Origin of the sequence: Roseobacter sp. HKCCD5988 (assembly GCF_037830355.1) — a bacterium.
Taxonomy (GTDB): domain Bacteria; phylum Pseudomonadota; class Alphaproteobacteria; order Rhodobacterales; family Rhodobacteraceae; genus M30B80.
In genome coordinates, this window is sequence record NZ_JBBLYJ010000002.1 from 543,522 (window position 1) to 566,955 (window position 23,434).

At 54.5% G+C, this 23,434-nt stretch carries 23 protein-coding genes, 2 tRNA genes and 1 pseudogene; 14 read left to right on the top strand and 12 right to left on the bottom strand.

The genetic code is table 11. From position 1 onward, the window contains the following. Positions 1-75: 75 nt before the first annotated feature. Entirely contained in the window at positions 76-387 is a 312-nt protein-coding gene (locus AAC636_RS10765; RefSeq protein WP_340301502.1) for a hypothetical protein, read from the top strand. On the opposite strand, the gene doeB is transcribed toward AAC636_RS10765, so the two are convergent. Next, entirely contained in the window at positions 384-1,367 is a 984-nt protein-coding gene (doeB, locus tag AAC636_RS10770) for a N(2)-acetyl-L-2,4-diaminobutanoate deacetylase DoeB (RefSeq protein ID WP_340301503.1), read from the bottom strand. The genes AAC636_RS10765 and doeB overlap by 4 nt on opposite strands. Further along, positions 1,364-2,542, bottom strand: coding sequence for an ectoine hydrolase DoeA (gene doeA, locus AAC636_RS10775; RefSeq protein WP_340244512.1), 1,179 nt, complete (start codon positions 2,540-2,542; stop codon positions 1,364-1,366). The genes doeB and doeA overlap by 4 nt, the downstream gene beginning before the upstream one ends. A gap of 210 nt (positions 2,543-2,752) precedes the next feature. Between doeA and AAC636_RS10780 the strand changes: the two genes are divergently transcribed. After that, entirely contained in the window at positions 2,753-4,123 is a 1,371-nt protein-coding gene (locus AAC636_RS10780) for an aspartate aminotransferase family protein (protein WP_340301504.1), read from the top strand. A gap of 176 nt (positions 4,124-4,299) precedes the next feature. Here AAC636_RS10780 and AAC636_RS10785 read toward each other — a convergent pair whose 3' ends face one another. Beyond that, on the bottom strand, positions 4,300-5,283 hold the full coding sequence (locus AAC636_RS10785) for a sterol desaturase family protein (protein WP_340254217.1): 984 nt from the start codon (positions 5,281-5,283) through the stop codon (positions 4,300-4,302). A gap of 192 nt (positions 5,284-5,475) precedes the next feature. Here AAC636_RS10785 and AAC636_RS10790 point away from each other — a divergent pair, with 192 nt between their 5' ends. Beyond that, the gene (locus AAC636_RS10790) at positions 5,476-5,787 is read left to right on the top strand and encodes a UxaA family hydrolase (protein ID WP_340301505.1); all 312 of its coding nucleotides are present in this window, start codon (positions 5,476-5,478) and stop codon (positions 5,785-5,787) included. 10 nt (positions 5,788-5,797) lie between these two features. Continuing rightward, positions 5,798-6,997 carry a UxaA family hydrolase gene (locus AAC636_RS10795; protein WP_340254211.1) on the top strand — a complete coding sequence of 400 codons (1,200 nt, stop codon included), beginning with the start codon at positions 5,798-5,800 and terminating at the stop codon, positions 6,995-6,997. Between the two features lie 83 nt (positions 6,998-7,080). On the opposite strand, the gene AAC636_RS10800 is transcribed toward AAC636_RS10795, so the two are convergent. Continuing rightward, positions 7,081-8,139: a YeeE/YedE family protein gene (locus AAC636_RS10800; protein WP_340301506.1), complete on the bottom strand. Its 1,059-nt coding sequence runs from the start codon at positions 8,137-8,139 to the stop codon at positions 7,081-7,083. Positions 8,140-8,148: 9 nt separating this feature from the next. Further along, the gene (locus tag AAC636_RS10805) at positions 8,149-8,325 is read right to left on the bottom strand and encodes a hypothetical protein (RefSeq protein WP_340301507.1); all 177 of its coding nucleotides are present in this window, start codon (positions 8,323-8,325) and stop codon (positions 8,149-8,151) included. A gap of 379 nt (positions 8,326-8,704) precedes the next feature. Between AAC636_RS10805 and AAC636_RS10810 the strand changes: the two genes are divergently transcribed. Next, complete coding sequence (locus AAC636_RS10810) at positions 8,705-9,403, top strand: hypothetical protein (protein ID WP_340301508.1); 699 nt, start codon at positions 8,705-8,707, stop codon at positions 9,401-9,403. Between the two features lie 418 nt (positions 9,404-9,821). On the opposite strand, the gene AAC636_RS10815 is transcribed toward AAC636_RS10810, so the two are convergent. Continuing rightward, positions 9,822-9,897 (bottom strand) — tRNA-Ala (locus AAC636_RS10815). Between the two features lie 100 nt (positions 9,898-9,997). Further along, positions 9,998-10,333, bottom strand: coding sequence for a TIGR02300 family protein (locus AAC636_RS10820; protein ID WP_317655704.1), 336 nt, complete (start codon positions 10,331-10,333; stop codon positions 9,998-10,000). Positions 10,334-10,465: 132 nt separating this feature from the next. Here AAC636_RS10820 and AAC636_RS10825 point away from each other — a divergent pair, with 132 nt between their 5' ends. Next, positions 10,466-11,185: a M48 family metallopeptidase gene (locus AAC636_RS10825; RefSeq protein ID WP_340301509.1), complete on the top strand. Its 720-nt coding sequence runs from the start codon at positions 10,466-10,468 to the stop codon at positions 11,183-11,185. Between the two features lie 22 nt (positions 11,186-11,207). After that, positions 11,208-11,861: a GntR family transcriptional regulator gene (locus tag AAC636_RS10830; protein WP_340254193.1), complete on the top strand. Its 654-nt coding sequence runs from the start codon at positions 11,208-11,210 to the stop codon at positions 11,859-11,861. 188 nt (positions 11,862-12,049) lie between these two features. On the opposite strand, the gene lpdA is transcribed toward AAC636_RS10830, so the two are convergent. From lpdA to AAC636_RS10845, 3 genes are all read right to left on the bottom strand, one after another. Then, positions 12,050-13,438 (bottom strand): dihydrolipoyl dehydrogenase, encoded by a 1,389-nt coding sequence (lpdA, locus tag AAC636_RS10835; RefSeq protein WP_340301510.1) that lies wholly within the window; start codon positions 13,436-13,438, stop codon positions 12,050-12,052. A 165-nt stretch (positions 13,439-13,603) separates the two neighbouring features. Beyond that, positions 13,604-14,005 carry an MAPEG family protein gene (locus AAC636_RS10840; RefSeq protein ID WP_340301511.1) on the bottom strand — a complete coding sequence of 134 codons (402 nt, stop codon included), beginning with the start codon at positions 14,003-14,005 and terminating at the stop codon, positions 13,604-13,606. 29 nt (positions 14,006-14,034) lie between these two features. After that, positions 14,035-14,826 carry an SseB family protein gene (locus AAC636_RS10845; protein ID WP_340301512.1) on the bottom strand — a complete coding sequence of 264 codons (792 nt, stop codon included), beginning with the start codon at positions 14,824-14,826 and terminating at the stop codon, positions 14,035-14,037. Between the two features lie 128 nt (positions 14,827-14,954). Here AAC636_RS10845 and AAC636_RS12510 point away from each other — a divergent pair. The 4 genes and pseudogenes from AAC636_RS12510 to AAC636_RS10860 form a co-directional block, all read left to right on the top strand. Continuing rightward, positions 14,955-15,116: pseudogene (locus AAC636_RS12510) on the top strand (capsule biosynthesis protein); the annotation flags it as partial. 5 nt (positions 15,117-15,121) lie between these two features. Then, the gene (gene kdsA, locus AAC636_RS10850; RefSeq protein ID WP_340301513.1) at positions 15,122-15,955 is read left to right on the top strand and encodes a 3-deoxy-8-phosphooctulonate synthase; all 834 of its coding nucleotides are present in this window, start codon (positions 15,122-15,124) and stop codon (positions 15,953-15,955) included. Between the two features lie 24 nt (positions 15,956-15,979). Continuing rightward, a complete protein-coding gene (locus tag AAC636_RS10855; RefSeq protein ID WP_340301514.1) occupies positions 15,980-17,476 on the top strand; it encodes a phosphomannomutase/phosphoglucomutase in 1,497 nt (498 codons plus the stop codon). Positions 17,477-17,556: 80 nt separating this feature from the next. Further along, a tRNA-Gln gene (locus AAC636_RS10860) sits at positions 17,557-17,631 on the top strand. Between the two features lie 86 nt (positions 17,632-17,717). Here the strand turns inward: AAC636_RS10860 and AAC636_RS10865 are convergent. Together AAC636_RS10865 and AAC636_RS10870 are read right to left on the bottom strand one after the other, a co-directional pair. Then, the gene (locus AAC636_RS10865; protein ID WP_340301515.1) at positions 17,718-18,599 is read right to left on the bottom strand and encodes a carbon-nitrogen hydrolase family protein; all 882 of its coding nucleotides are present in this window, start codon (positions 18,597-18,599) and stop codon (positions 17,718-17,720) included. Beyond that, the gene (locus tag AAC636_RS10870) at positions 18,596-19,318 is read right to left on the bottom strand and encodes an arylesterase (protein ID WP_445322565.1); all 723 of its coding nucleotides are present in this window, start codon (positions 19,316-19,318) and stop codon (positions 18,596-18,598) included. Before AAC636_RS10870 ends, AAC636_RS10865 begins: the two co-directional genes overlap by 4 nt. On the opposite strand from AAC636_RS10870, the gene AAC636_RS10875 reads away from it, so the two are divergent. The 3 genes from AAC636_RS10875 to AAC636_RS10885 are packed head-to-tail and all read left to right on the top strand — an operon-like array spanning position 19,317 to position 23,388. After that, entirely contained in the window at positions 19,317-20,018 is a 702-nt protein-coding gene (locus AAC636_RS10875) for an ABC transporter ATP-binding protein (RefSeq protein WP_340301516.1), read from the top strand. The genes AAC636_RS10870 and AAC636_RS10875 overlap by 2 nt on opposite strands. Further along, positions 20,015-22,555, top strand: coding sequence for an ABC transporter permease (locus AAC636_RS10880; protein WP_340301517.1), 2,541 nt, complete (start codon positions 20,015-20,017; stop codon positions 22,553-22,555). The genes AAC636_RS10875 and AAC636_RS10880 overlap by 4 nt, the downstream gene beginning before the upstream one ends. Further along, the gene (locus AAC636_RS10885; protein WP_340301518.1) at positions 22,504-23,388 is read left to right on the top strand and encodes a serine/threonine protein phosphatase; all 885 of its coding nucleotides are present in this window, start codon (positions 22,504-22,506) and stop codon (positions 23,386-23,388) included. The genes AAC636_RS10880 and AAC636_RS10885 overlap by 52 nt, the downstream gene beginning before the upstream one ends. Positions 23,389-23,434: the final 46 nt, after the last annotated feature.

Here is a 23,434-nt window from a genome sequence, read left to right on the forward strand (position 1 = left end):
GCGCCCGCAGGAAAAGCCTGTCAGGATACGGCTCGGAGAATCCAGCCATAATTAATTGGTACGGGAAAACCCCACATGTCCATGGAAGATGAAGAACTGCTTGAGGCAGTTTTGGCTTTGCTTGTGTCTGAAACATCAGATTTCAGCGATTGCGCCAAAAAACTTGCAAAAGAATGGCCCGAAGTGCGCGTGTCCGATTTGATCGGCATAGTGCTAAAGGCCTGCGAAGTGATCGCACGCACTTTCAAGGATGGCGAAAATCGTCAAGACATCTGCAAAGGGCGTGAGTTCGCTCTATGGCTCTCTTACACGGCTTACGAACTCACCCAGCGCGGGGTCGATCCCGTGCTCATGCAAGACCTGCACAAGGTTGAGGGCGCAGATTAGGCAGCGCCCAACTCGACAGCCAACACCGCTGCACAATCGCCTGATTTGATCAGGCCAGGTGCGTGGCGGGCCACAAGCAAACCATCACGCTTGGCCAGAAGGCCGAGCGGGGGTTTGCCTGTGGCCTCAACAGGCCAAATACGGGCAACAAGATCGCCCGCGCGCAGGCGTGCGCCCAAATCAACAACGGGTTCATAAAGCCCATTCATTTCGGCAAAGGTAAAACAATCCGCATCAGGCATATCTAACAGGCTACTTGGCGCCTCTTCTACCTTGCCCTGCACAACGCCCAAATGAACCAAAAAATTGCGCACCCCGCGCTTGGCAATCGCGACTGTTTCCGCGCGCGCCATCCCTGCGCCACCAAGCTCGGTCGTCACGAAGGTTTTCCCTGCGCGCTCAACCGCGCCGTCAAACATACCTGTGTCATCAATCTCAAGCATTTTAGCAGTATAAGGTGCGCCAAAGGCGCGGGCGGCCTGCGCACAAGCCTGATCTTGGGCCGCATCGGACAAGACATGGCTTGCGGCAAAGGGCAGAAAATCCAACGTCTTGCCGCCTGAGTGGAAATCCAAAACCGCATCAACCCGCGGCAGGAGTTCATCGTTGAGATATGCTGCGATTTTCTGTGTGACCGTGCCGCGCGCATTTCCAGGGAAGGCGCGGTTCATATTGCCTTGATCAATCGGCGATGTGCGGCTTGCCGCCAAAAAGGCGGGCGTATTCATCTGCGGCAGAATGATGACCCGCCCCGCGACATCAGAGGCCTCAAGTGAATAAGCCAAATCATGCAGGGCAATCGGCCCTTCATACTCATCCCCATGATTGCCGCCCGTCAACAAAACGGTCGGGCCATCCCCATTGCCGATGACGCAGATGGGAATCATAACGTGGCCCCATGCGCTGTCATCACGGCTATGGGGCAGGCGCAAATGGCCATGCGCCTTGCCCATGCCATCAAGGGCAATGGTTGGGGTCATTTCACAAATACCTCGCGTGGCAAGTTAGACAGGCATTCAACACCTGTCTCGGTAATCAGGATCGGCTCAGTAATTTCAAGCCCGCCATCATCCAACCACAAAGCAGGCATGAAATGGAAGGTCATTCCTGGTTTAAGAACGGAACGATCCCCGCGCCGAAAGCTCATCGTGCGCTCGCCCCAGTCAGGCGGATAGCTTAGACCAATCGCGTAGCCACAGCGACTGTCTTTCTCGAACCCCATTTCATTGAGCTTTTTGTTAAAGGCATTCGCAATATCTTCACAGAAATTCCCTGGCTTTGCTTGTTCAAGGCCTGCATGGATTGCCTCGACCACCGCCTCTTCGGCACGGCGATATTTTTCAGGCGGCTCGCCCAAGAATAGGGTTCGCGATTGAGGGCAATGATAGCGGCGATAACAGCCTGCGATTTCAAAAAAGGTCGCTTCGCCCGCAGCCATAGGTTTGTCATCCCATGTCAGATGCGGGGCCGTGGCATCCACACCTGAGGGGGTCAGGGGCACGATGGCGGGATAATCGCCCCAATGACCATCCGCACCCAAAATGCCTGTGCGGCTAATCTCGGCCACAAGAGCGTTTTTCGGCATGCCAGGCTCAGCCGTTTCACGGATGACTTCGTGCATCCGCTCCACAATCTTTGCAGCGCGGCGCATATAGGTGATTTCCTGCTCGGATTTCACCGCGCGTTGCCAATTGACCAAACCTGTGCTGTCCACAAATTCAGCATCAGGCAGCCCCTTCACTAGAGCCGCATAGGCAGCAGCAGAGAAATAGTAATTATCCATCTCAACGCCAATGCGCCCTCGCAGGCCACCATGATCATGGATCAGGCTCGCAAGGGTTTCATGCGGGTGTTTTTCGGGGTTTTGCACATAGGTGTCATCATAGCCAACCACAGCGTCATCTGACATCCAGACTGTGCGTAAAGCACCCAATCCATCCATCGCGCGGCCCCACCAAATCGGCTCGCCTTTATGGCCCAAGAGCACCGCTTGATGGACGTAAAATGACCAACCGTCATAGCCCGTCAACCACGCCATATTGGACGGGTCAGTTACAATGATGAAATCCAAATTTCGCGCGGCCATCTCGGCGCGCGTGCGCGCAATACGCGCCTGATATTCTTGGGTTGGAAAGTTATGAATGCGAGAAACCATCTGCCGCCTCCTGTTGGTGGGCCAAGTTTTCGATAATTCACCGCCCACCGCTTCCCGCTTCGCGTCATTGCTTGCACCAAAAACGTCGCTTGCGCCAATCACAGTGTCGGGTCTGTGATCCATGACTTCGCCGCAAGGCATGGCACTGGGACGGATTTTCTCTTAGGCTTGCGGCAAACGTGCCAAACCACATGACAAAGGACAAAGCCGATGCTTACCAATGATCAGCTGTCGAAATGGGATCGCGACAGCTTCATGCACCCTTCAACACATCTTGCGCAGCACGCCCGCGGCGAAAGCCCCAATCGGATCGTGCAAACCGCAAGCGGCTGTCACATCACCGACCGCGATGGAAATCGTTTTTTGGACGCATTTGCTGGGCTTTACTGCGTGAATATCGGCTATGGCCGTCAAGAAGTGGCCGAGGCCATTGCCGAGCAAGCCCGCGAATTGGCATATTACCACGCCTATGTAGGCCATGGCACTGAGGCCTCAATCACGCTTGCGCAGATGGTCATGGATCGTGCGCCCGACCATATGTCAAAGGTCTATTTCGGGCTTGGTGGATCGGATGCCAATGAAACCAACATCAAACTGGTTTGGTATTACAACAATATCCGTGGGTTGCCGCAGAAGAAAAAGATCATCTCGCGCTGGCGCGGCTATCACGGCTCAGGCCTGATGTCGGGATCCCTGACAGGGTTGAGCCTGTTCCATCAAAAATTTGACCTGCCTCTTGATGCGGTCTTGCACACAACCAGCCCTTATTACTTCCGCCGTGATGACCTCAGCCTCTCCGAGGCGGAATTCTCTGCCAAATGCGCGGCTGATCTTGAGGAGCTGATCGCCCGCGAAGGTGCAGACACTATCGCGGCCTTTATCGCAGAACCCTTGCTGGGAACAGGCGGGATTGTGCCGCCGCCGGCAGGGTATTGGGAGGCAATCCAACCCGTTCTGCAAAAGCATGACATCTTGTTGATTGCAGATGAAGTGGTCACGGGCTTTGGCCGCATGGGATCAATGTTTGGCTCGCCCCATTATGGCATCACACCAGACATCATGACCATCGCCAAAGGCCTAACCTCGGCCTATGCGCCGCTCTCAGGATCCATTATTTCCAACAAAGTTTGGAAGGTTCTTGAGGATGGCACCGATGAATTCGGCCCCTTGGGGCATGGTTGGACATATTCCGCCCACCCCATCGGCGCGGCGGCAGGTGTTGCCAATCTCAAACTTTTGGACAGCCTGAATTTGGTTGAGAATGCCCGCGACACGGGCGCCTATTTCAACCAAGCCATGCGCACCGCCCTTGCTGAGCATGCCCAAGTGGGCGAGGTGCGTGGTGATGGGATGCTATGCGCGGTAGAATTGGTTGAGGATCGCGAAACGCGCACCTTCTTTGACCCCGCCAAGAAGATTACCCCCCAGATTGTCGCCGCAATGGCGCGGCGCGGGGTGGTTGCACGGGCCATGCCACAGGGCGATATCATTGGCTATGCGCCACCGCTATGCCTCAGCCGCGAGGAAGCGGATACTGTCGTCAGCGTGACGGCAGAGGCAATCAAAGAGGTTTTGCAATGACGTTAAATGGGGTCAACGCAACTTGGCCCCATTTAAACTCCACAATTTCTCAGCAAATAGTAGATCTTAGCAGTCTTACAGAAGGACTGTCCTCAAGCGTTATAATTTCAAAAAACGGGATCCCTCAAAACCATTTGTGACTGCATTTTACGAGGCTCAAAATACTCTTGAGAGACCTATACACTCTTTTTGCTAACTTTTAGACGGACACGATTTGTGGCTTCTTTGGTGCCGTCATGATCTGTACCAAACCAAACGTCTAATGGAACCTCCATAGTTCCATAGTTACATTCAAAATACCTATGATGTAACTGATGATGGAAGTCCGCCGAGTCGAGTAACGTCGTCTTTTTAGCCAGAATTTTTTCAAAACCAGAATGTGAAAAAGCCGGGCCAAGCGACGTCATAAATAGATGAACAAAGACTATAGCGGGTTCGGACGGTATCACAAAATGTATCAATACTGACGATTGATAAATTAAGTTTTCGATTGGATGCATTGAAATGCCAGACCATGGACCGGTGTGCACGTTCCTATGATGGGTACTGTGGACATGCTTGTACAAGAAGGGATGATGCAGCAACCGATGGATAAAATAAAAGTGACCAGATCGAACCATTGGCAGCACCAAAAGCCATGCAAAAAATTGTAAAGGGTGGTCGTTGAATGGCATCACGCTTATCAAGCCATTGGCGAGAAGATTTAAATACAAAATCTCGTATGCCGTCCACACGGTAACACCGCTAACCAGGCTCCAAAAAATATTGTCATACACCTGGTCATTAAAACTGAAAAACTTGTTTTTTTGGGCCATTTTTCGTTTTAAAAATTTAAAGTCATCTCCCTGCATCCTTAAAGAATAAAGATACATATGAAGTGACCCGGCCACCAAAAATAGTATGGCTGAGTTACGAACGTAGGTTAAAGCTATAATTTCAGAACTTGGTTCCTGAAAGGCTTCAAGGCTAGGAGTTAAGTAATGATAAGCTCCAACCGCTAGTATTGCGATAAACAATGCCCGTGAAATGCTGATCCAACGGAAAACAATCCATCTGAACGTCTTCGCGACATCGATAGGCCACTCAAACAACGGATTGTATCGAATAGGCTCATTTGGACTATAGTTCCAAGATTTTTTATCAACGGAGGAATTAGCCATTTTTTATCACCAAGCCGAAAACACAAGACACTCGTACCCCAGAGACCACCTAGATCGAAAAAAGCGAATTCGTCAGCGGAACCCGTATGCTACTGCAGAATTCGTAATCTTCATAGTTCTCAAACAGTTTTGACAAAGCTTACCTTATTATTTCATGTTTCTATAAGTGTAAGCTTCAGAGGCAGTGTACCTATGACAGAACTCAAAGCATGCCCATTTATGCGACTTCATCCTGATGACAACACACTTGTTGCGAGAATTAACGCTGATGAGGGCACAAAGATCGACATGGATGGAGGCCAGGTGCAATTGTCTCAAATGATCGCAATTGCTCACAAGATCGCCTGCAGGCATATCAAGTCTGGAGATGTAGTCTTAAAATATGGCATGCCGATCGGCGTAGCTACAGTGGACATCGCGCCTGGCGAACATGTGCACGTCCACAACGTACGTTCTGCCTATACACCAAGCGTTGTATTACACGACGCAGATGCCGTCAGCTGAGGAAAGTAAAATGATTGAAGGCTGGCTGCGACAAGATGGCAGAAAAGGTATACGAAACAGTGTTTTAGTAGCGTATTTGGTGGAATGCGCACATTTTGTAGCATCCGAAATCGTGACAGAGTTCCGGGGCCAAGACGTACAATTAATTGGTTTTCCAGGTTGCTTTCCTAATGAATATGCTGCGCAAATGATGGAGCGCCTCTGCACCCATCCCAATGTTGGTGCAGTCCTATTCGTTTCTCTGGGATGTGAAAGCTTCGACAAAGTGCGTGTTTCTGCAGCCGTAGAAGCATCGGGCAGGCCCGTCCGCACGCTTGTAATTCAGAAAGCAGGTGGCACTAAATCGACAATAAAATTAGGCCAGGACTGGATAAAAAGCGCACTTTTAGAAATTGACAATGTTTCGCGCACACCGTTGGCACCCTCTGACCTAGTAATCGGGACGGTCTGTGGCGGATCAGATGGAACATCAGGCATATCAGGTAATCCTGCCGCCGGACGCGCATTCGATTTCCTAGTAGCAGAAGGCGCAGCCTGTATTTTCGAAGAAACAGGGGAGCTAATCGGTTGCGAAGAAATCATGGCAGAACGCGCAGTGACCCCAGAATTAGGGCAGGCAATACGAGAAAGTGTACTCAAAGCCGAACGTTATTATCAAACACTTGGGTATGGGAGCTTTGCTGCAGGTAATGCCGCAGGTGGGTTATCCACAATTGAAGAAAAATCACTCGGGGCCTATGTAAAATCCGGCAGTAGTCAAATATCCGGCCTTATCAAACCAGGCGATATCCCTCCATGCGGCGGACTGTATCTAATGGACGTGGTACCGGATGGAGACGTTCGGTTTGGCTTCCCGAACATCAGCGACAATGCTGAAATCGTTGAGATGATAGCCTCTGGTGCGCACATGACCCTATTCGTCACAGGGCGCGGCTCAGTGGTAGGCTCTGCAATATCACCAGTCATTAAAATTTGTGCCAATCCAGAGACCTATCGTGCCCTATTTGACGATATGGATATTAACGCAGGCGACATTATCGAAGGTCATCGTACGATCGACGAAGTAGGACAAGAGATTAGTGAACTTGTATATGCTGTCGCAGGCGGTCAACAAACTAAATCTGAACAGCTCGGTCATCGAGAATTCATACTTACCTACAAAAGCTTTGAGCCGATTGGACCAGCCTGTTTACCAAATCTTCATTCATAACTTGAGTGTTTATTGGCAAAGCATCTAATCATAGCTAACGGTTGCTCTGGGCTTTGAGAAACAAACAATCAAGAGTGCGCTGATTACGTGGCCGGTTGTACTGATGCGTTGGGTGCTTTTGAGCCATGTTCAAAAGGCACTACAGCGAGTATAAAGCGCATAAGCGCGCCCCCCAGTGCGATCGCCGTCAACGCCAAGATCGCTGCGAATGACAGGGTAGGCACACCAGACAAGCCAGCACCCACGGTGCATCCGCCGGCCAGAACTGCACCAAAGCCCATCAGTCCGGCACCAGCCAAATAGCGCGCGGTTTGGCGAGGGCTGTCAAAGCTAGACCAAGCAAATTGCCCCCGTAAGAGCGCCGCCGAACCCGCACCCAGCACTGTGCCTCCCATCAATCCCACACCAAAGCCAGGCGCAATGGCGGTCGAGGCAACAACCCAAAACAAAGTTTCGGTGACAGGTGCCGTGAAAGACAGGCTTTGCAATGCGATTGGATCGAAGTCGTCAAACAGTAGAAAGCCCGTGCCAACCCAGCCCAGAGGCACCAAAAGCCCCAACAGCGCTGCCAGAGCCAGCATTCCAGCCCCGTGGCCCGAACGCCAGGCAAAGACCAATGCAGCGCCCGCAATCAGCGCCGCCAACAGAAGTGGCGTACCCGGCAGGGTAGGGGCCAGATCTATGGTGATAGCTTTTAAACCGGTCCGCAGGCCCGACAGCACCCCTTTTGAAGTGGCATGGGCGACAATTGCGAAGACTACTAGAACCAGAAGCGCGCGCAGATTGCCACTGGCGCCCAGTACGGTCAGCCGCGCCACGCATCCGCGCGTCAGGATCATGCCGGCGCCGAAGGCAAACCCACCAACGAGAATTGCAACAACGGGCAGATCTGTGACCATAAAGCGATGATCTGCAAAATCGATCCAGCCCATCAGTTTGGCTGCCTGCGTACCCAGGGTAGCTGTAGCCAGCGCCATCAGCCAGGTACCGGCGGCTTGGCGGCGATCCTCACCATCGATCATCCGGCGAAAGCAGAGGCGCGTGATTTGCGCCAAAGCACCAAAGGCGCATCCCAAAGCCAATGCAAACCACAGTGCGGCCTGAGGAGCGGTAAGGGTTTCAAAGCCCAGCTGTTCGAACATGGCGAATCCTCACAAAAGCGGAACGTTGTCCTCTTTTGAGGAAAAATAAGGTGCTGACAAGCCCGGAATAGCCCAGAAATACGGCTGAATATGGAACATATGTTCTGTTTTTTTGCCTATAGGTAAACGCCTTTCTGCCCAAGCGCCGAGGCAAAAGAAAATGGCCCGCCAGATCCGGCGGGCCATAACCATGGTTCTTTTTGTTTTACCGCCCGCGAATGCGCATACTTATTGGAAGCACAGCGCGTGGGTAGTCAATCGTGATAACCCAAAGGTAGGCCCATAGCAGAGCCATAGAGGCGCTGAGAGCGTGGCAGGGTGAGATGTTGGAGCATTTCAGGTGGTGTCGCTACCCTAAGTAATCTGACGTGGATTTTTGAGGCATTTTCTGCTATCGTCATGTTGGAAGACGGCCTCTGCTGAACCGACACTCCAGAAGATGGCCTATCCCTCAAGTGGTCCAAGCATACCGTCTTCCACCCCCATCAGCCACAGCGGCTTATCCCCTCAAAGCTTGACCAAGTAACCCTGTGCGCTCAAGCTGTGGTGAAACAGGAGCCATGTGATGAAGCACCTCGTAGCCATAGCGCTCACCGCCACACTTCTAGCCCTAACATCAGCTACGGCACAGGAAGTTGATCCTCGCATAGAGGCAATGGTCTCAGAACTTCATGCAGAAGGTTACACGGAGTTTACGCTCAATGACTCCATCTTCACGCCACCGACTTTGGTAGCTGAACAAGCGGCTATCCTTCTTCGGCTAAGGCTTGATCCTGATACTCTTGCACCAACAGCAGCTTCTATGGCGTTAGACACGGACGGTGACGGCATACTCTCTGCACGAGAGCGGCGTAAGCGGATTGAGCTAGTGGATGCATCTGGTCAAGCAATCTTGGCGTTGAGCGCAATAAACGAAATAACTAACCGTATTGAACAACATATGCAGCAGGCTTCGATGCTGGCTCAATCTCTAGGGGGTGCTGGAGGCAGTTCGAGGACATTTTTGTTTAGCGCTTGTGGTATTGATGTAAACTGTCACTATGATCCAACGTGTGGGTGTGTAGCTCAATATTCAGACCTGTCCCCTGTTGGTAAAGCATTGGCCGATGGCAAATTCGGTGGTGGACAAAATAGAGATGCCGTTAGAGATGCTGCAAGAGATGCCGCAACGCCTGCCATCAATGATCGTGCTAACGATGCCAGAGATGCCGCCAGAGACACCGCAAGAGATGCCATCAGTGATCGTGTAAGCGATAGACGATAGGGCCACGCCATGAAGCGCATCATCTTAGCCACAACCATTGCAGCCGCTACTTTGGCAGGGCCAGCTTTGGCAGGACAGAATGATGGATAACCTTCTTCACCCAGCTAATCGACACAAGCAGAGATGCCCTAGATGTCACTCACCACTGAACACCGTTGTAGTTCATGGGCATGAGCAGTGTGCTATATGTAAGTCCAATATTTTTGAATGCTGTTCAGGCGATACTTGTGAGACTGACCACAACCTGAATGTGGGCTATAAGCGGGGATGAAATTGACGGGTCATTCCGATGGCCCCCTAAACCCCTCCTTTGGAGCCTATGCGTACGTGTCGCCATACGTACCACTGTACGTAACAAATGGTATTTTGTTAATTATATCTATATATTTTATAATAAAATCAATGGGTTAGGAGGATTTGGTGGAGCCTAGGGGGATCGAACCCCTGACCTCTTGCATGCCATGCAAGCGCTCTCCCAGCTGAGCTAAGGCCCCGTAACCATGCGCAACATTTGTTGCGATCTGCGGTGTATGGTGTCGCGCGGGGCAGATCAAGCGAAAAATCCGCCCCACACGCAACGGTTTTCAGAGTGGTTTACTCGTCATCATCCGAACCGACATCGGCAATGTCATCGAGCGAGACATTGTCGTCATCGTCATCTTCGAGAAGATCATCATCGAGATCGGAATCATCATCCAATACCAAATCATCTTCATCATCCAAGACCACCTCATCATCCGCATGGGCGTTGGACTTAGCCGCAGACGCGGCAGATGGTTTTTCGGCGACCAAGCTGCGGCTGCCTTTACCAGTATCTAATGTGACCACCTCGCCCGTATATGGGCTGACGATTGGGTCTTTGTTTAGGTCGTAGAAACGCTTGCCTGTGGTTGGGCATACGCGTTTAACACCCCATTCCTCTTTGGGCATGACACCCCCTTCAATGAACGCTATCGAGAGAATTGCGATCCCCTGCCACAATGTGAATAGGGTGTCAAAGGCTTTCCGAAAACTAATGCGCGGATTGCCCGTTCGATTGACGAAACACAGAGGCTTATTGCGATGCGGCGCAAGACATCATCTTGGATTCACCATTTGGACGGGCCACCGCCCGTTGAGGTGGTGATGAAGAAATCAGTGCGCGCCACGCGATTTTCGTTACGCGTGTCCAATCGAGATGACACTGTCAGCCTAACCATGCCCCATTGGGCGCCAGAAGGTGAGGCCTTGGCCTTTCTGCACGCTCGCCGTGATTGGTTGATGGGGCATTTGCAAAACCGCCCCACAGCACAGCGCCCTGTCATTGGTGCGGTGATTCCCATCGAAGGTATTCCCCATCCAATCATCGCGGGCAGTGGCCGTTCCGCAAAGCTGGTCGATGGATGCTTGAGCGTTACCGATGATCTACGCCTGCCCATTCGCGTGGCCGCCTTTCTAAAAAACCGCGCCAATGCGCGGCTCCACACAGCCTCGGAATATTACGCGAATAAACTGGGAAGACAGTTTTCCAAGCTCACACTTCGTGACACCAAAAGCCGCTGGGGCAGTTGCTCGGCGCAGGGTCATTTGATGTATTCTTGGCGACTGATCATGGCCCCGCCTGAGGTGCTAGATTATGTCGCCGCCCATGAGGTTGCGCATTTGGCAGAAATGAACCACGGTCCAAAATTCTGGGCACATTGCGCCTCGCTCTGCCCTGATTATCAACGGCATCGCGCATGGCTGAAAACCCATGGGAACGAGATTTTAGCGTGGCGCTTTGAGAGCTTGCCAACAGGATAGGGTTTGTGATCACATATGGCCTATGCCGACTAACCCGCGCCCAACTGAACAAACCGTTGCGGTGGCCCATGAACGGGTCTATCGCGCTTTGCGCTCGCGCATTATGCATGGCGAAATTTTGCCAGGGCGGGCGATGACGCTGCGTGGAATTGGCCAAGAATTTCAGGTCTCGATGACGCCTGCACGCGAGGCGGTTAGGCGTTTGGTGAGCGAAGGCGCACTGTCCCTATCGGCGTCAGGCCGCGTGTCGACCCCCGAACTCAGCAATGAACGGATCGAAGAACTGGCGGCGTTGCGCGCATTGCTTGAGCCTGAATTGGCCGCACGCGCCCTGCCGCGGGCGCATATGGCCCTCATCGAACGAATGGAAAGCACTAATAGCGCTATTGCAGGGGTGATCCATACGGGCGATGCCATTGCCTATATCCGCCACAACCTTGAATTCCACCGCACGCTCTATTTGCGGGCGCAAGCGCCAGCAATGTTAGCTTTGGCCGAAACGGTTTGGCTGCAATTGGGACCAACAATGCGCGCGCTCTACGGGCGGCTACACCGAACCGATGCGCCACAGCATCATCGTTCCATCCTCGCCGCATTAAAAGCTGGAGATGAGCCAGGGCTGCGATTGGCTGTTCGGGCCGATGTCACCCATGGATTGAGGCTATTGGCCACCTGAGGCTGACCATTAACCATTGCTTAAACTGCATCAGGTTTTGAATGGGCCATGCGGTTTACAGCCCCCCAATCAGGAACCCGCCGTTAGACTTGCCCAAGGTTTTTTCAACTGTTGTGCAAGACACCCCAATGGAGAGATACCGAATGCCTCCCCTGCATTCGGCATCTCTTTGTTTTAGACGCCGCAAGTCAGGCGTGGATCGCCCCATCCCCACAGGCCAATGCCGCCTCGCGCACTGCCTCAGAGAATGTAGGATGCGCATGACAAGTCAGCGCCAAATCCTGCGCACTGGCGCCAAATTCCATCGCGACACAAACCTCATGGATCAAATCCCCTGCCGCAGGGCCAATGATATGAGCCCCCAAAATGCGGTCAGTGTCTTTGTCGGCAAGGATTTTCACAAAACCATCCGCCGCGAAATTCGCCTTAGCGCGGCCGTTGCCCATAAAGGAGAATTTCCCAACCTTACAGGCACGGCCCTCAGCCTTCAGCATCTCCTCAGTCGCGCCGACCGAAGCCACTTCGGGGTTTGTGTAAACCACGCCAGGGATCACACCATAATTCACATGGCCATGTTTGCCCGCAACAACCTCGGCAACGGCCATACCTTCGTCCTCGGCTTTATGCGCCAACATTGGGCCTGCGATACAATCACCAATCGCATAAACGCCCTTAATATTGGTCTGCCAGTGGCCATCCGTTTTGATTTGTCCGCGCTCGGACAGTTCCACCCCAAGCGCATCAAGGCCAAGCCCCTCAGTGTAGGGTTTGCGCCCAGTCGCAACCAGAACCACATCTGCAACAACCTGATGGTCGCTGTCATCTTTCTTCAATTTGTAGCTGACAGTCGCATTGGTCTTGGTTGTTTTTACCCCTTGAACAGCGGCCCCAAGCGTAAATTTCAAACCCTGTTTTGAAAGGATTTTTTGGAAATTCTTGGCAACTTCACTGTCCATACCGGGGGTAATGGTATCGAGATACTCAATCACCTCGACCTCGGCCCCAAGACGGGCATAGACCGAGCCAAGCTCAAGACCGATGACCCCAGCACCAATGACAACCATTTTCTTGGGCACTTTACCCAGAGCCAAGGCGCCCTCAGAAGTGACCACGATTTTTTCGTCTATCTCAATGCCTGGCAGCGTGGACGGCGTTGAGCCAGATGCAATGATGATCGATTTTGCGTTGTGGGTTGTGTCGCCAACCTTTACCTGCCCCGCTGCAGGGATGGAGCCGAACCCTTTGATCCAATCCACCTTGTTCTTTTTGAACAGGAACTCGATCCCTTTGGTGTTTTGGCCAATCACGTCATCTTTATAGGCCAGCATACCTTTCCAATCGACCTTGGGCGCAGCACCTTTGAGGCCCATCTTGGCGAAGTTATGTTCTGCCTCGTGCAAGGCATGGCTTGCGTGCAGCAGCGCCTTAGACGGAATGCAGCCAATATTAAGGCATGTGCCGCCCAATGTGTCGCGGGCTTCGACACAGGCGGTCTTAAGGCCCAATTGTGCGCAACGGATTGCGCACACATAGCCACCAGGGCCTGCGCCAATAACGATAACATCATAATCTGCCATAATCTTCGCCTCCTTGGCGCTTGGTCGTGGCCCTGTATCAGGCCGAATTTGCCAAGCGCATAGGAAATTGACGTGCGCGAAACAAGGATTTTCACCCCTCACCCCCCCGAAAACGGGCCAAAATAGCGCGGCTCAGGGGGTGATTTTCGGCTTTGTGATCACAAATTAAAAAACTGCGATCACAACCATAGCGATTGTCGCAAAGAACCCAACCGCCCAAATGATAGACCGCCACGGCGTGAGTCCCTGCGCATAGGCCGGCACATAAAGAATCCGCGCCACCAAATAGGCATGGGCGCAAATTTCGGTGGCGGCATTAGATGCCCCAAGCGCTGTCACCAAACCCACCGCGATAGCAAAGAAGATCAATGCCTCAAAATGGTTGTTTAAGGCGCGCTGCAATCGGCCCGCAACACCCGTTAGACTTTTGGCTGTATCCCGCGCACTCATGGAATACCCGACCCCGACCTGTAAATTCGCAACAACGCCATACAGCATCAATTGGAATACCTGTAAAAAGAAAGCGAGGGCGAGAATGTAGAGCTCGGTCGTCAATGCGGTTTGCATGGCTAAGCCTTTCGTTGCAGCGGGCCAAGCTATCGCAGCTTGGGTGGGTTATCTGGGTCCGATCCCGGCGCGGGGCGTTCCCGTGGCTTTTCAACCTCTCGCAGATCAAAACGCAAGCCAACCTTAGCCAATTTCGCGACAAAGACCTCATGCGCCGGCAAAAACACCACATCAAGCATGCCCGCCTCAACGCCAGACAGATGGAGCGTTTCTGAAACGGCGCGCGCCAAAGCCGCATGCGCCTCCGGCGCTGCATCGATAAAGCATAGGATATGGCTGTGACTGCCATCGGCATACTCGGCTAAGGCAAGATAGGCCCCTGTGGCCAATCCCGTCAGCCCTGCTAATTTGGCGTCCAAAGCAATCAACACATCTTGCGGCAGGCCGCGTGGTGCGTTCAGCGACACGGGGCGCGCATCTATGGATGTTGGCCCCTGCTCGGCAATATCGCGCAGCCAAATCATCGCAGCGCCGTCAAGCAAGATCTCGCTGGGCGCGACCCCAAGGTTCAAGCCCAGACCAATATTCTGAGGCGCCAACATTTTGGCCAAGGCCCGCCCCGTAAGCGCAGCATAGGGCGCTTCTATCCCGTCCACGAACTGAGACAGCCGCTCTTCTCGGTCAAAGGCTAAGACGAAGGAAACCCCCTCAGATGTCAGGATTTTTGGCTCAATCCGATCCTGCCAAGCGGCCATTGGGCGCTCAAGCAGCACGAATAGCTCAGCCCCCAAAAGGCGGTCATAGAACCGCAGTCGCGGCATCTGGGCATCTGGGTCTGCTTGCATTTGCGCATAGGCATGATCCAAGGGCGTTTCGGTCATCCATCAACACTCCAACATCTTGCGCAAAAGACGCGCAGGTCAGGATTATTCACCCCATCCCGTATTGCCCCGCCTCGGCCTCCGCAAGGGCGGGGGGCAGGATCAGACGCAATCTTGCAACAAAATGCCAAACACTTTACCTATCTATGAGTGTCTTTCCTGTCGCGCCTGACGAGGCGGCTTATCAGCGCAGTTTTGAAAATACATTGCTTGCCTTCCTTGTGTTTTCGGGCATCTACCTGTTGATATCAATGACAGCATCCATTCTTCGCGAACAGGTATCGGCGTAAAAAATATGAGAGACGTGCAAATCGGAAATCTGACGGTCGGCAACGACCGCCCGCTCACCCTTATTGCGGGGCCTTGCCAATTGGAAAGCGCGGATCATGCGCAGATGATTGCAGGTATCCTAAAAGAGGCCTGCGAAAAGGCAGGCGCGCAGTATATTTTCAAGGGCAGCTTTGATAAGGCCAATCGCACCTCACTCAATGCCGCGCCCCCCTTGGGCTTGGATAAAGGCCTTGAGGTTTTGGCATCTGTTAAATCCACGATTGGCGTGCCTGTTCTGACCGATATTCACGAAAAAGAGCAATGCGCGCCCGTGGCCGAGGTGGTGGATATTCTCCAGATCCCTGCTTTTCTGTGTCGCCAAACCGCCCTTTTGCTAGCGGCGGGAAGGACGGGTGCCGTGATCAACGTCAAAAAGGGACAGTTTCTTGCCCCGTGGGATATTCCCAATGTGGTCGCCAAAATCGAAAGCACGGGCAATGATCGGATCCTGCTCACCGAGCGCGGGGTCAGTTTCGGCTATAACCGCCTCGTGGTTGATATGCAGTCTCTGCCCGAGATGGCAAAAACGGGCTGCCCCGTTGTAATGGATGCAACCCACGCTGTGGCACAACCTGGGGGCTTGGGTGGCGCATCAGGCGGGCAGCGCGAATTTGCACCTGTTTTGGCCCGCGCCGCCGTGGCGGTTGGTGTGGCCGCGGTCTTTACCGAGACGCACCAAGACCCCGACAACGCCCCTTGCGATGGCCCCAACATGATCCGCCTGGCGGATATGCCCGCATTAATTGAAATGTTGATGCAGCTTGACCACTTGGCCAAAGCCAACCCAATCCGCATTTAACCCAAGCCCAATAAGGTATTCGTCATGACAAAACCCCTCACCGAGGTCACCCCGAATACATGGGCCTTCTTGCGCGATCCGATGATCAAACCGACAGGGTTTCGCGAATATGATGCACGCTGGCGTTTTCCCGAAGAGATTAACCTGCCAGGCGTTACTGCCTTGGGTCTAGGGCTTGGCACACAAATGCATGAGGCCGGCATTCGCCCTGAGATCGTGGTGGCCAATGATTACCGCGACTATTCGCTCTCGGTCAAAAACGCGCTGATCTTGGGTTTGATGCAGGCGGGGATCAAGGTGCGGGATATCGGCCCCGCCCTCAGCCCGATGGCCTATTTTGCGCAATTTCACCTTGATGCGCCAGCCGTGGCCATGGTGACAGCCAGCCATAACCCCAATGGATGGACAGGGGTGAAAATGGGATTTGAAAAGCCCCTCACCCATGGCCCAGTCGAGATGGCGCGTTTGCGCGATATCGTTTTGGACGGCGCGGGCGTGGCGCGCACGGGCGGCGCGTATGAGTTTGTCGATGGAGTCAAAGAGGCCTATTTGGATGATCTCGTTGGCGATTTCAAAATGACCCGCAAGCTGCGCGTGGTCTGCGCCACGGGCAATGGCACGGCTTCGGCCTTTGCCCCTGAGTTATTCGCGCGCATGGGGGTCGAGGTGGTCGCATCGCATAATGCGCTTGATTACACATTCCCGCATTACAACCCAAACCCCGAAGCGATGGAAATGTTGCATGACATGGCGGACACGGTGCGTGAAAGCGGCGCTGATTTCGCGCTTGGGTTTGACGGGGACGGCGATCGTTGCGGCGTGGTCGACAATGAAGGCGAAGAAATTTTTGCCGATAAGATGGGCGTGATCTTGGCCCGCGATCTGGCCAAACATCACAAGGGTGCGATTTTCGTAGCTGATGTGAAATCTACGGGGCTGTATGCCTCTGACCCTGAATTGCGGGCGCTTCGCGCGCGGGCGGATTATTGGAAAACCGGCCACAGCCATATGAAACGCCGCGTGCATGAATTGGGCGCACTCGCGGGGTTCGAAAAATCGGGCCACTACTTCTTCGCGCCGCCTCTGGGACGTGGCTATGATTGCGGCATGCGCGTTGCGGTAGAAATCTGCAAATTGATGGATCGCAACCCTGACGCCTCTATGGCGGATCTGCGCCGCGCTTTGCCCCAAACCTACGCCACCCCGACCATGTCGCCCTATTGCGCGGACACGCAAAAATACGATGTTCTCGCTCGGTTGGTGGAAAAACTCGTGGCTTTACATGGTCAAGGCGGCTCACTGGGCGGGCAGAAAATCGTGGATGTCGTAACGGTAAATGGCGCGCGGGTAGTGTTGGAAAATGGCGGATGGGGCCTTGTGCGGGCCTCATCCAACACGCCAAATTTGGTGGTTGTCTGCGAAAGTCCCGCCAGTGAAGCAGAAATGCGCGCAATCTTCCAAGACCTAGACGCGATCATTCGAACAGAACCCGATGTCGGGGCCTATGATCAAACGATTTGAGACCACGAAAATAAACCAAAGATTTTTCACACAAGGGTCTTGATCCTACGACCCGCGCAAAGTAACTAGCGCGTCACGGTTGGGGTGTAGCCAAGTGGTAAGGCAACGGTTTTTGGTACCGCGTACCGTAGGTTCGAATCCTACCACCCCAGCCAGTTCTTCCCAAAACTGACCGCTACACCCGACAGGTAACAAAATGGCGCGCTCCCGGCTGATCATGCCATCCCAGCAGTGGATACGTCTATATTTCGTTGGGATTGCGCGCTTTGATGCGCGCATCCTTTCGCGATAGCTGATAGGGTCTCTCATTGGACAGGTTCGGAATTTGTGCCCGCGCGTGATCTGCACGGCTCAAATCCAAATCGCAGATATGCAAGGCGGGCGCGGCCGTGCCTGCATCCAATAAAATCTCGCCCCATGGAGCGACAACCATCGAATGACCATAGGTGCTGCGCCCATCTTCATGGCTGCCTGATTGGGCGGCGGCTACGATAAAACTGCCCGTCTCAATGGCACGAGCACGCAGCAGAACCTCCCAATGAGCTTGGCCCGTGGTCACCGTAAAGGCCGATGGCACAAAGATCATGCGTGCGCCCGCCTTGGCATAGTCGCGAAAGAGATGGGCAAAGCGGATATCATAACACACGCTCATCCCCCACGGGCCCCAAGGGGTGTCGACCAACATCGCCTGATCCCCCGCGTTAAATCGGCTCGACTCTCCAATTGGGGCCTGCCCGTCCAATGCGATATCAAACAGATGAATCTTATCATAGACCGCGACCACATCCCCATCAGGCGCGATCAAAACAGCGTGATTGCGGAATTTTTCTGCGCCTTCAGGTCGGATCGGTGTTGTGCCTGCTTGGATCCAAAGGTTGTGCCTGCGCGCCGCATTGCGCGCGGCATCCAGAAACGGATCTTCCGAAGCGGTCTTGACCTGTGCCAAAGCTTTCTCACGATCGCGGCACATCAAACCCGCCACTTCAGGCAGACATAAAAGATCTGCGCCCGCTGCCGCTGCATCGCGTGCAAACTCTTGCATCACGGCGATATTTGGGGCGTGGGTCGTGGCAGAACACATCTGCCCAAGAGCCACACGCAGATGATCGGCGGCCTCGCTCATGACCCGCCTGCCTCGGCGCGGGCAATAAGGTTTGCAACCTCAGGGCCAAGTGCCTCGACCACCAAAGCCACGCCCTTGGCATTAGGGTGAATGCCATCGGGCTGCATCAAATCGCTCAATGCCTCTTGGCGGTTACTTTCTGCGGCCGCGGCAATAGGCCCAAGAAAATCAAGCACAAGACTAGTCTCATATTGGGCCGCGAGATCGGGGTAAATCGCGTCAAATTCAGCCGTAAATGCGGGGCCGTAATTATTGGGCGCGGGCAAGCCCACCAAAAGAACAGGCAAATTGCGCGCAGATATTTTCTGCAAAATTGCCTCAAGGTTGGCGCGACTGGTTGCAGGTGGAATCCCACGCAATAGGTCATTTCCCCCCAATGCCACGATCACGGCATCCACATCAGGGGTCAGCGTCCAGTCAATCCGAGACAGCCCCCCTGCGGTCGTGTCACCCGAGACACCCGCATTGACGACTTGTGCATCAAGACCTTGCTCATTGATCCAATTTTGCAGCTGCGGCACGAAACCTTCGCCTTGGGGCAAGCCGTATCCTTGGGTCAGACTGTCGCCCAGGGCAACGACCTGCACCTGCGCGACCCCCGTCTGTGGCAGCAGCATCAGCAGCACGCCAAAGAGCGCCGCCCAGACAAGCCGCCCCTTGCCGCAGCGCGGCAAAACCCCATATCGAGTTTCAACCAAGTATGCGGGGTTATTGAACATGGCCGAAACCATCCTTTCGCTTGAAGACGCAAGTCTGTCCTTGATGGGCAATGCGGGCCCTGTCGATATCCTACATGGGGTGTCTTTGACGATAAGCAAAGGGGAAAGCGTCAGCCTCGTTGGGCCATCGGGTTCGGGCAAGTCTTCGCTCTTAATGTTGATGGGTGGATTAGAGCGCCCCACATCGGGCACAGTGCGTGCGCTTGATCATGATTTGGGACGTATGGATGAAGATGCCTTAGCGCGGTTTCGCCGCAACCATATGGGCGTTGTTTTTCAATCTTTTCACCTCATCCCAACCATGACTGCGCTTGAGAATGTTGCAACGCCCCTTGAATTGGCAGGGGTGGCAGATGCGTTTGATCGGGCCGAGGCGGAACTGGCTTCGGTTGGCCTTGCGCATCGTGCGGGGCATTATCCTGCGCAAATGTCAGGCGGTGAACAACAGCGCGTAGCCTTGGCCCGTGCGGCAGCACCGCGCCCCTCGATCTTATTGGCGGATGAACCCACAGGTAATTTGGACGCAACCAATGGGGCGCAGATCATGGACCTTCTGATAGATCTGCAAACCCGTCACGGGGCTACGCTGATCCTCGTCACCCATTCTTCGGAACTGGCCGCAAAATGTGACCGCATGGTCACCTTGCGCGATGGTCGGGTCGTCTCAGAAACACGCCCGCAAAAAGGATCGTGCATATGATCATGGCGTGGCGAATTGCGCAGCGCGAATTGCGCGCGCAATGGCGTGCGGAGTTGCGTGGTTTTCGCATTTTTCTCGCCTGTTTGATTTTGGGCGTGGCGGCTATCGGCACTGTTGGCACAGTGCGCAGCGCAATTGGCGATGGCTTGTCGCGTGAGGGGGCGGTGATCCTTGGCGGTGACGCTGAAATGGAATTCACCTATCGCGGCCCAAATGATGAAGAGCGCGCCTTTATGGCAGCAATCTCAACGGATGTCTCTGAGACCATCGAACTGCGGTCTATGGCGGGTTTCACGGGGCCCGAGGGGATGGATTACACCCTGACCCAATTGCGGGCGGTCGATGCGGCCTATCCGCTCTATGGCGCGGCGGGTCTTATACCAGATCACCCGATCCAAGAGGCCATTTCAGCGCAAAACGGCCTGTATGGCGCGGTGATGCAGCAAGTGCTGATTGATCGTTTGGGCATGCAAATTGGTGATATCTTCACCATTGGAACAGCAGAATTTCAACTGCGCGCCGCCCTTGATGCAGAACCTGATGGCGCGGCAGGCGGCTTTGGCCTTGGCCCGCGCACCATCATATCGCTGGACGGATTAACCGCCTCAGGCCTGATCCAACCCGGCACACTGTATGAAACCGAAGTGCGGCTGAAACTGCCCGAAGGGGCAAATTTCGATAGCTTGCGCAGTCAGATGGAGGCAGCTTTTCCCGAAGGCGGTATCCGCTGGCAAGACAGCCGCCGCGCGGCCCCGGGGGTGCAACGCTTTGTCGATCGTATCGGCACGTTCTTGGTGTTGGTTGGCCTCGCAGGTCTGGCCGTAGGTGGGGTTGGCATTGCTGCCGCGGTGCGGGCCTATTTGGAAAATCGTCTATCCACCATTGCGATCCTGAAAACCATCGGGGCCGAGGGGCATACGATCTTTGCCGCCTATCTGATCCAAATTATTATTTTGGGTGCCGTTGGCGTTGGCATGGGAGTGGTGCTTGGGGCGCTGTTGCCGCTTGTGGCGGCTCCGTTCTTGGCGCCGCATATGCCTGTGGATTTGAACATAACCATCGCCCCTGCTGCCCTTCTTGAGGCGGCGAGCTATGGCGCGCTGACGGCGTTAATCTTTACGCTGCTACCCTTGGCGCAAACCGAACGCCTGCGCGCCGCAGCGATCTTTCGAGATGCGGCAAGCCCAGCCATTGCCATCCCGCGCAAACGCTATATCGCAGCGCTGCTTGGCCTATGCGCCGCGCTCTTGGGACTGGCGCTATGGCGGTCTGGCGTGCCGATTTTGACGCTTGGCGCAGCAGGGGGGATTGCCGCAGCCATTTTGATCCTATGGGTGGCTGCATGGGTGTTGCGCCGCGTCTTGCGCAATTTGGCGCGCGGGCGCGCCTTACGCGGACGGGTCATGTTGCGCGCGGCCCTCGCTGCGATTGCCGCCCCCCGTTCAGAAGCGACCGCGGTGATGATCTCGCTGGGTCTGGGCCTGTCAGTTCTGGCGGCGGTGGGGCAAATCTCGTCCAATCTACAAAATGCGATTGACCGCGACCTTCCCGAGGTTGCCCCCTCCTATTTCTTTGTCGATATCCAACCAAACCAGATTGACCCCTTTCTCACCCGCACGGCAAGCGACCCTGCGGTATCACGGGTGGAAACCGCGCCCATGCTGCGCGGCATCGTGACGGAGATCAACGGGCAAGACGCGCGCGAAGTAGCAGGGGATCACTGGGTCGTGCGCGGGGATCGTGGCCTGACCTATCTGGACGAAGCCCCACCATCTGACCAAATCGTTGCAGGGCAATGGTGGGATCAAGGCTATGACGGGCCACCATTGATGGCCTTTGCTGCCGAAGAGGCCGCCGAATTAGGTGTCGGGCTTGGCGATCAGATCACTGTTAACGTTTTGGGGCGGGACATCACCGCGACCATTGCCGCGCTGCGTGAGGTTGATTTCTCGAATGCAGGGATTGGGTTTGTTATGACCCTCTCCTCTAACGCGCTTGCAGGCGCACCTCATACATTCATCGCAACAGTCTATGCCGAAGAGTCCGCAGAAGCGCAGTTGTTGCGTGATATTGCGGGCGATGCCCCCAATATTACCGCCATTCGCATCCGTGATGCACTAGACCGCGTGGCCGAGGCGCTTGGGGCCATTGCAACGGCAACGTCCCTTGGCGCAGGCGTGACCCTGTTGACAGGATTGATCGTCTTAATCGGTGCGGCCGCATCGGGCGAACGGGCGCGCAGCTATGAGGCGGCACTTTTGAAAACCCTCGGCGCCTCGCGTGGGCAAATCCTGTCATCCTTCGCCCTTCGTTCCGCATTGTTAGGGGCGATGGCGGGCTTGGTCGCCCTTGGCGCAGGCACGCTTGGAGGCTTTGCGGTCATGGAATTTGTGATGGAGGCGCCCTTTCAGTTTGATCTTACCTCGGCCATTCTCATCATTGGGGGCGGTGCCTTGGTCAGCCTTGCTGCGGGGCTTGGTTACGCATGGCGACCTTTGGCCATGCGCCCTGCGGGACGGTTGCGCGCGCGCGATTAAGCGCGCGGCCGCGCCGCAAATTTAGCCTTGCTTATGCGCCCATATCCGCGCAGATTTTAACCATGTTCAAACTGTTCAAGCGCACCCCCAAACCCACAGGACAGGCAGCCTTAGGTCAGGGCAAAGGCGGGCAACCGCGGCCTGAATTAGCAAGCTATATCGTGGGCGACCTTATGGGCTGCGCCAGTTTGCTTGAAGGCATTTTGGCGCGCATTGATGCCCATATCGGCAATAGTGGCGCAACAAATCCACAATTGGTTTTCGTTGGAAATTACTTGCACGCGGGCGGTCAAGGGTTAGCCACGCTCGACCGCCTGATTGATCTGACCCAAGAATTTCCAAATAACGTCACCTGTCTTTGCGGTGCGCAGGAACGGCTTTTGCTCGATAGTTTAGATGCGCCGGCGGTGCGACTTCAACGCTGGCTGCGTGCAGGGGCACCGCGATTTTTGCAGGAACTCAAGCTTGACCCGAACCTGCCACCCGATGACTTGGTTACACATTTATCAGAAGTCTTGGGAGAGGCGCGCATTACATGGTTAGCCAACCTGCCGTTGTTTTGGAAATCAGGCAGCTTGGCTGCAACCCATGCTGGCGCTGATCCGCATCATCCGCTTGACCAACAAAGCGGGCGCAATCTGATCTGGGGCCATCCTGAATTTGCCTATCGCCTGCGTGGAGATGGCCTATGGATAGCCCACGGCCATAACGCTGTCGAAAGCGCAACCCAAGCGGAGGGGCGCATCGCGCTAAACACCCGCCCCGATGAAACAGGACGCCTAAGCGCCGTGGCAATTTTGCCCGATGGCAGCACCACCGAATTGCATACCTAAGAGAGAGGTGAGCGCGGACTAACCGGGGAGAGCTGATTAATCCGCG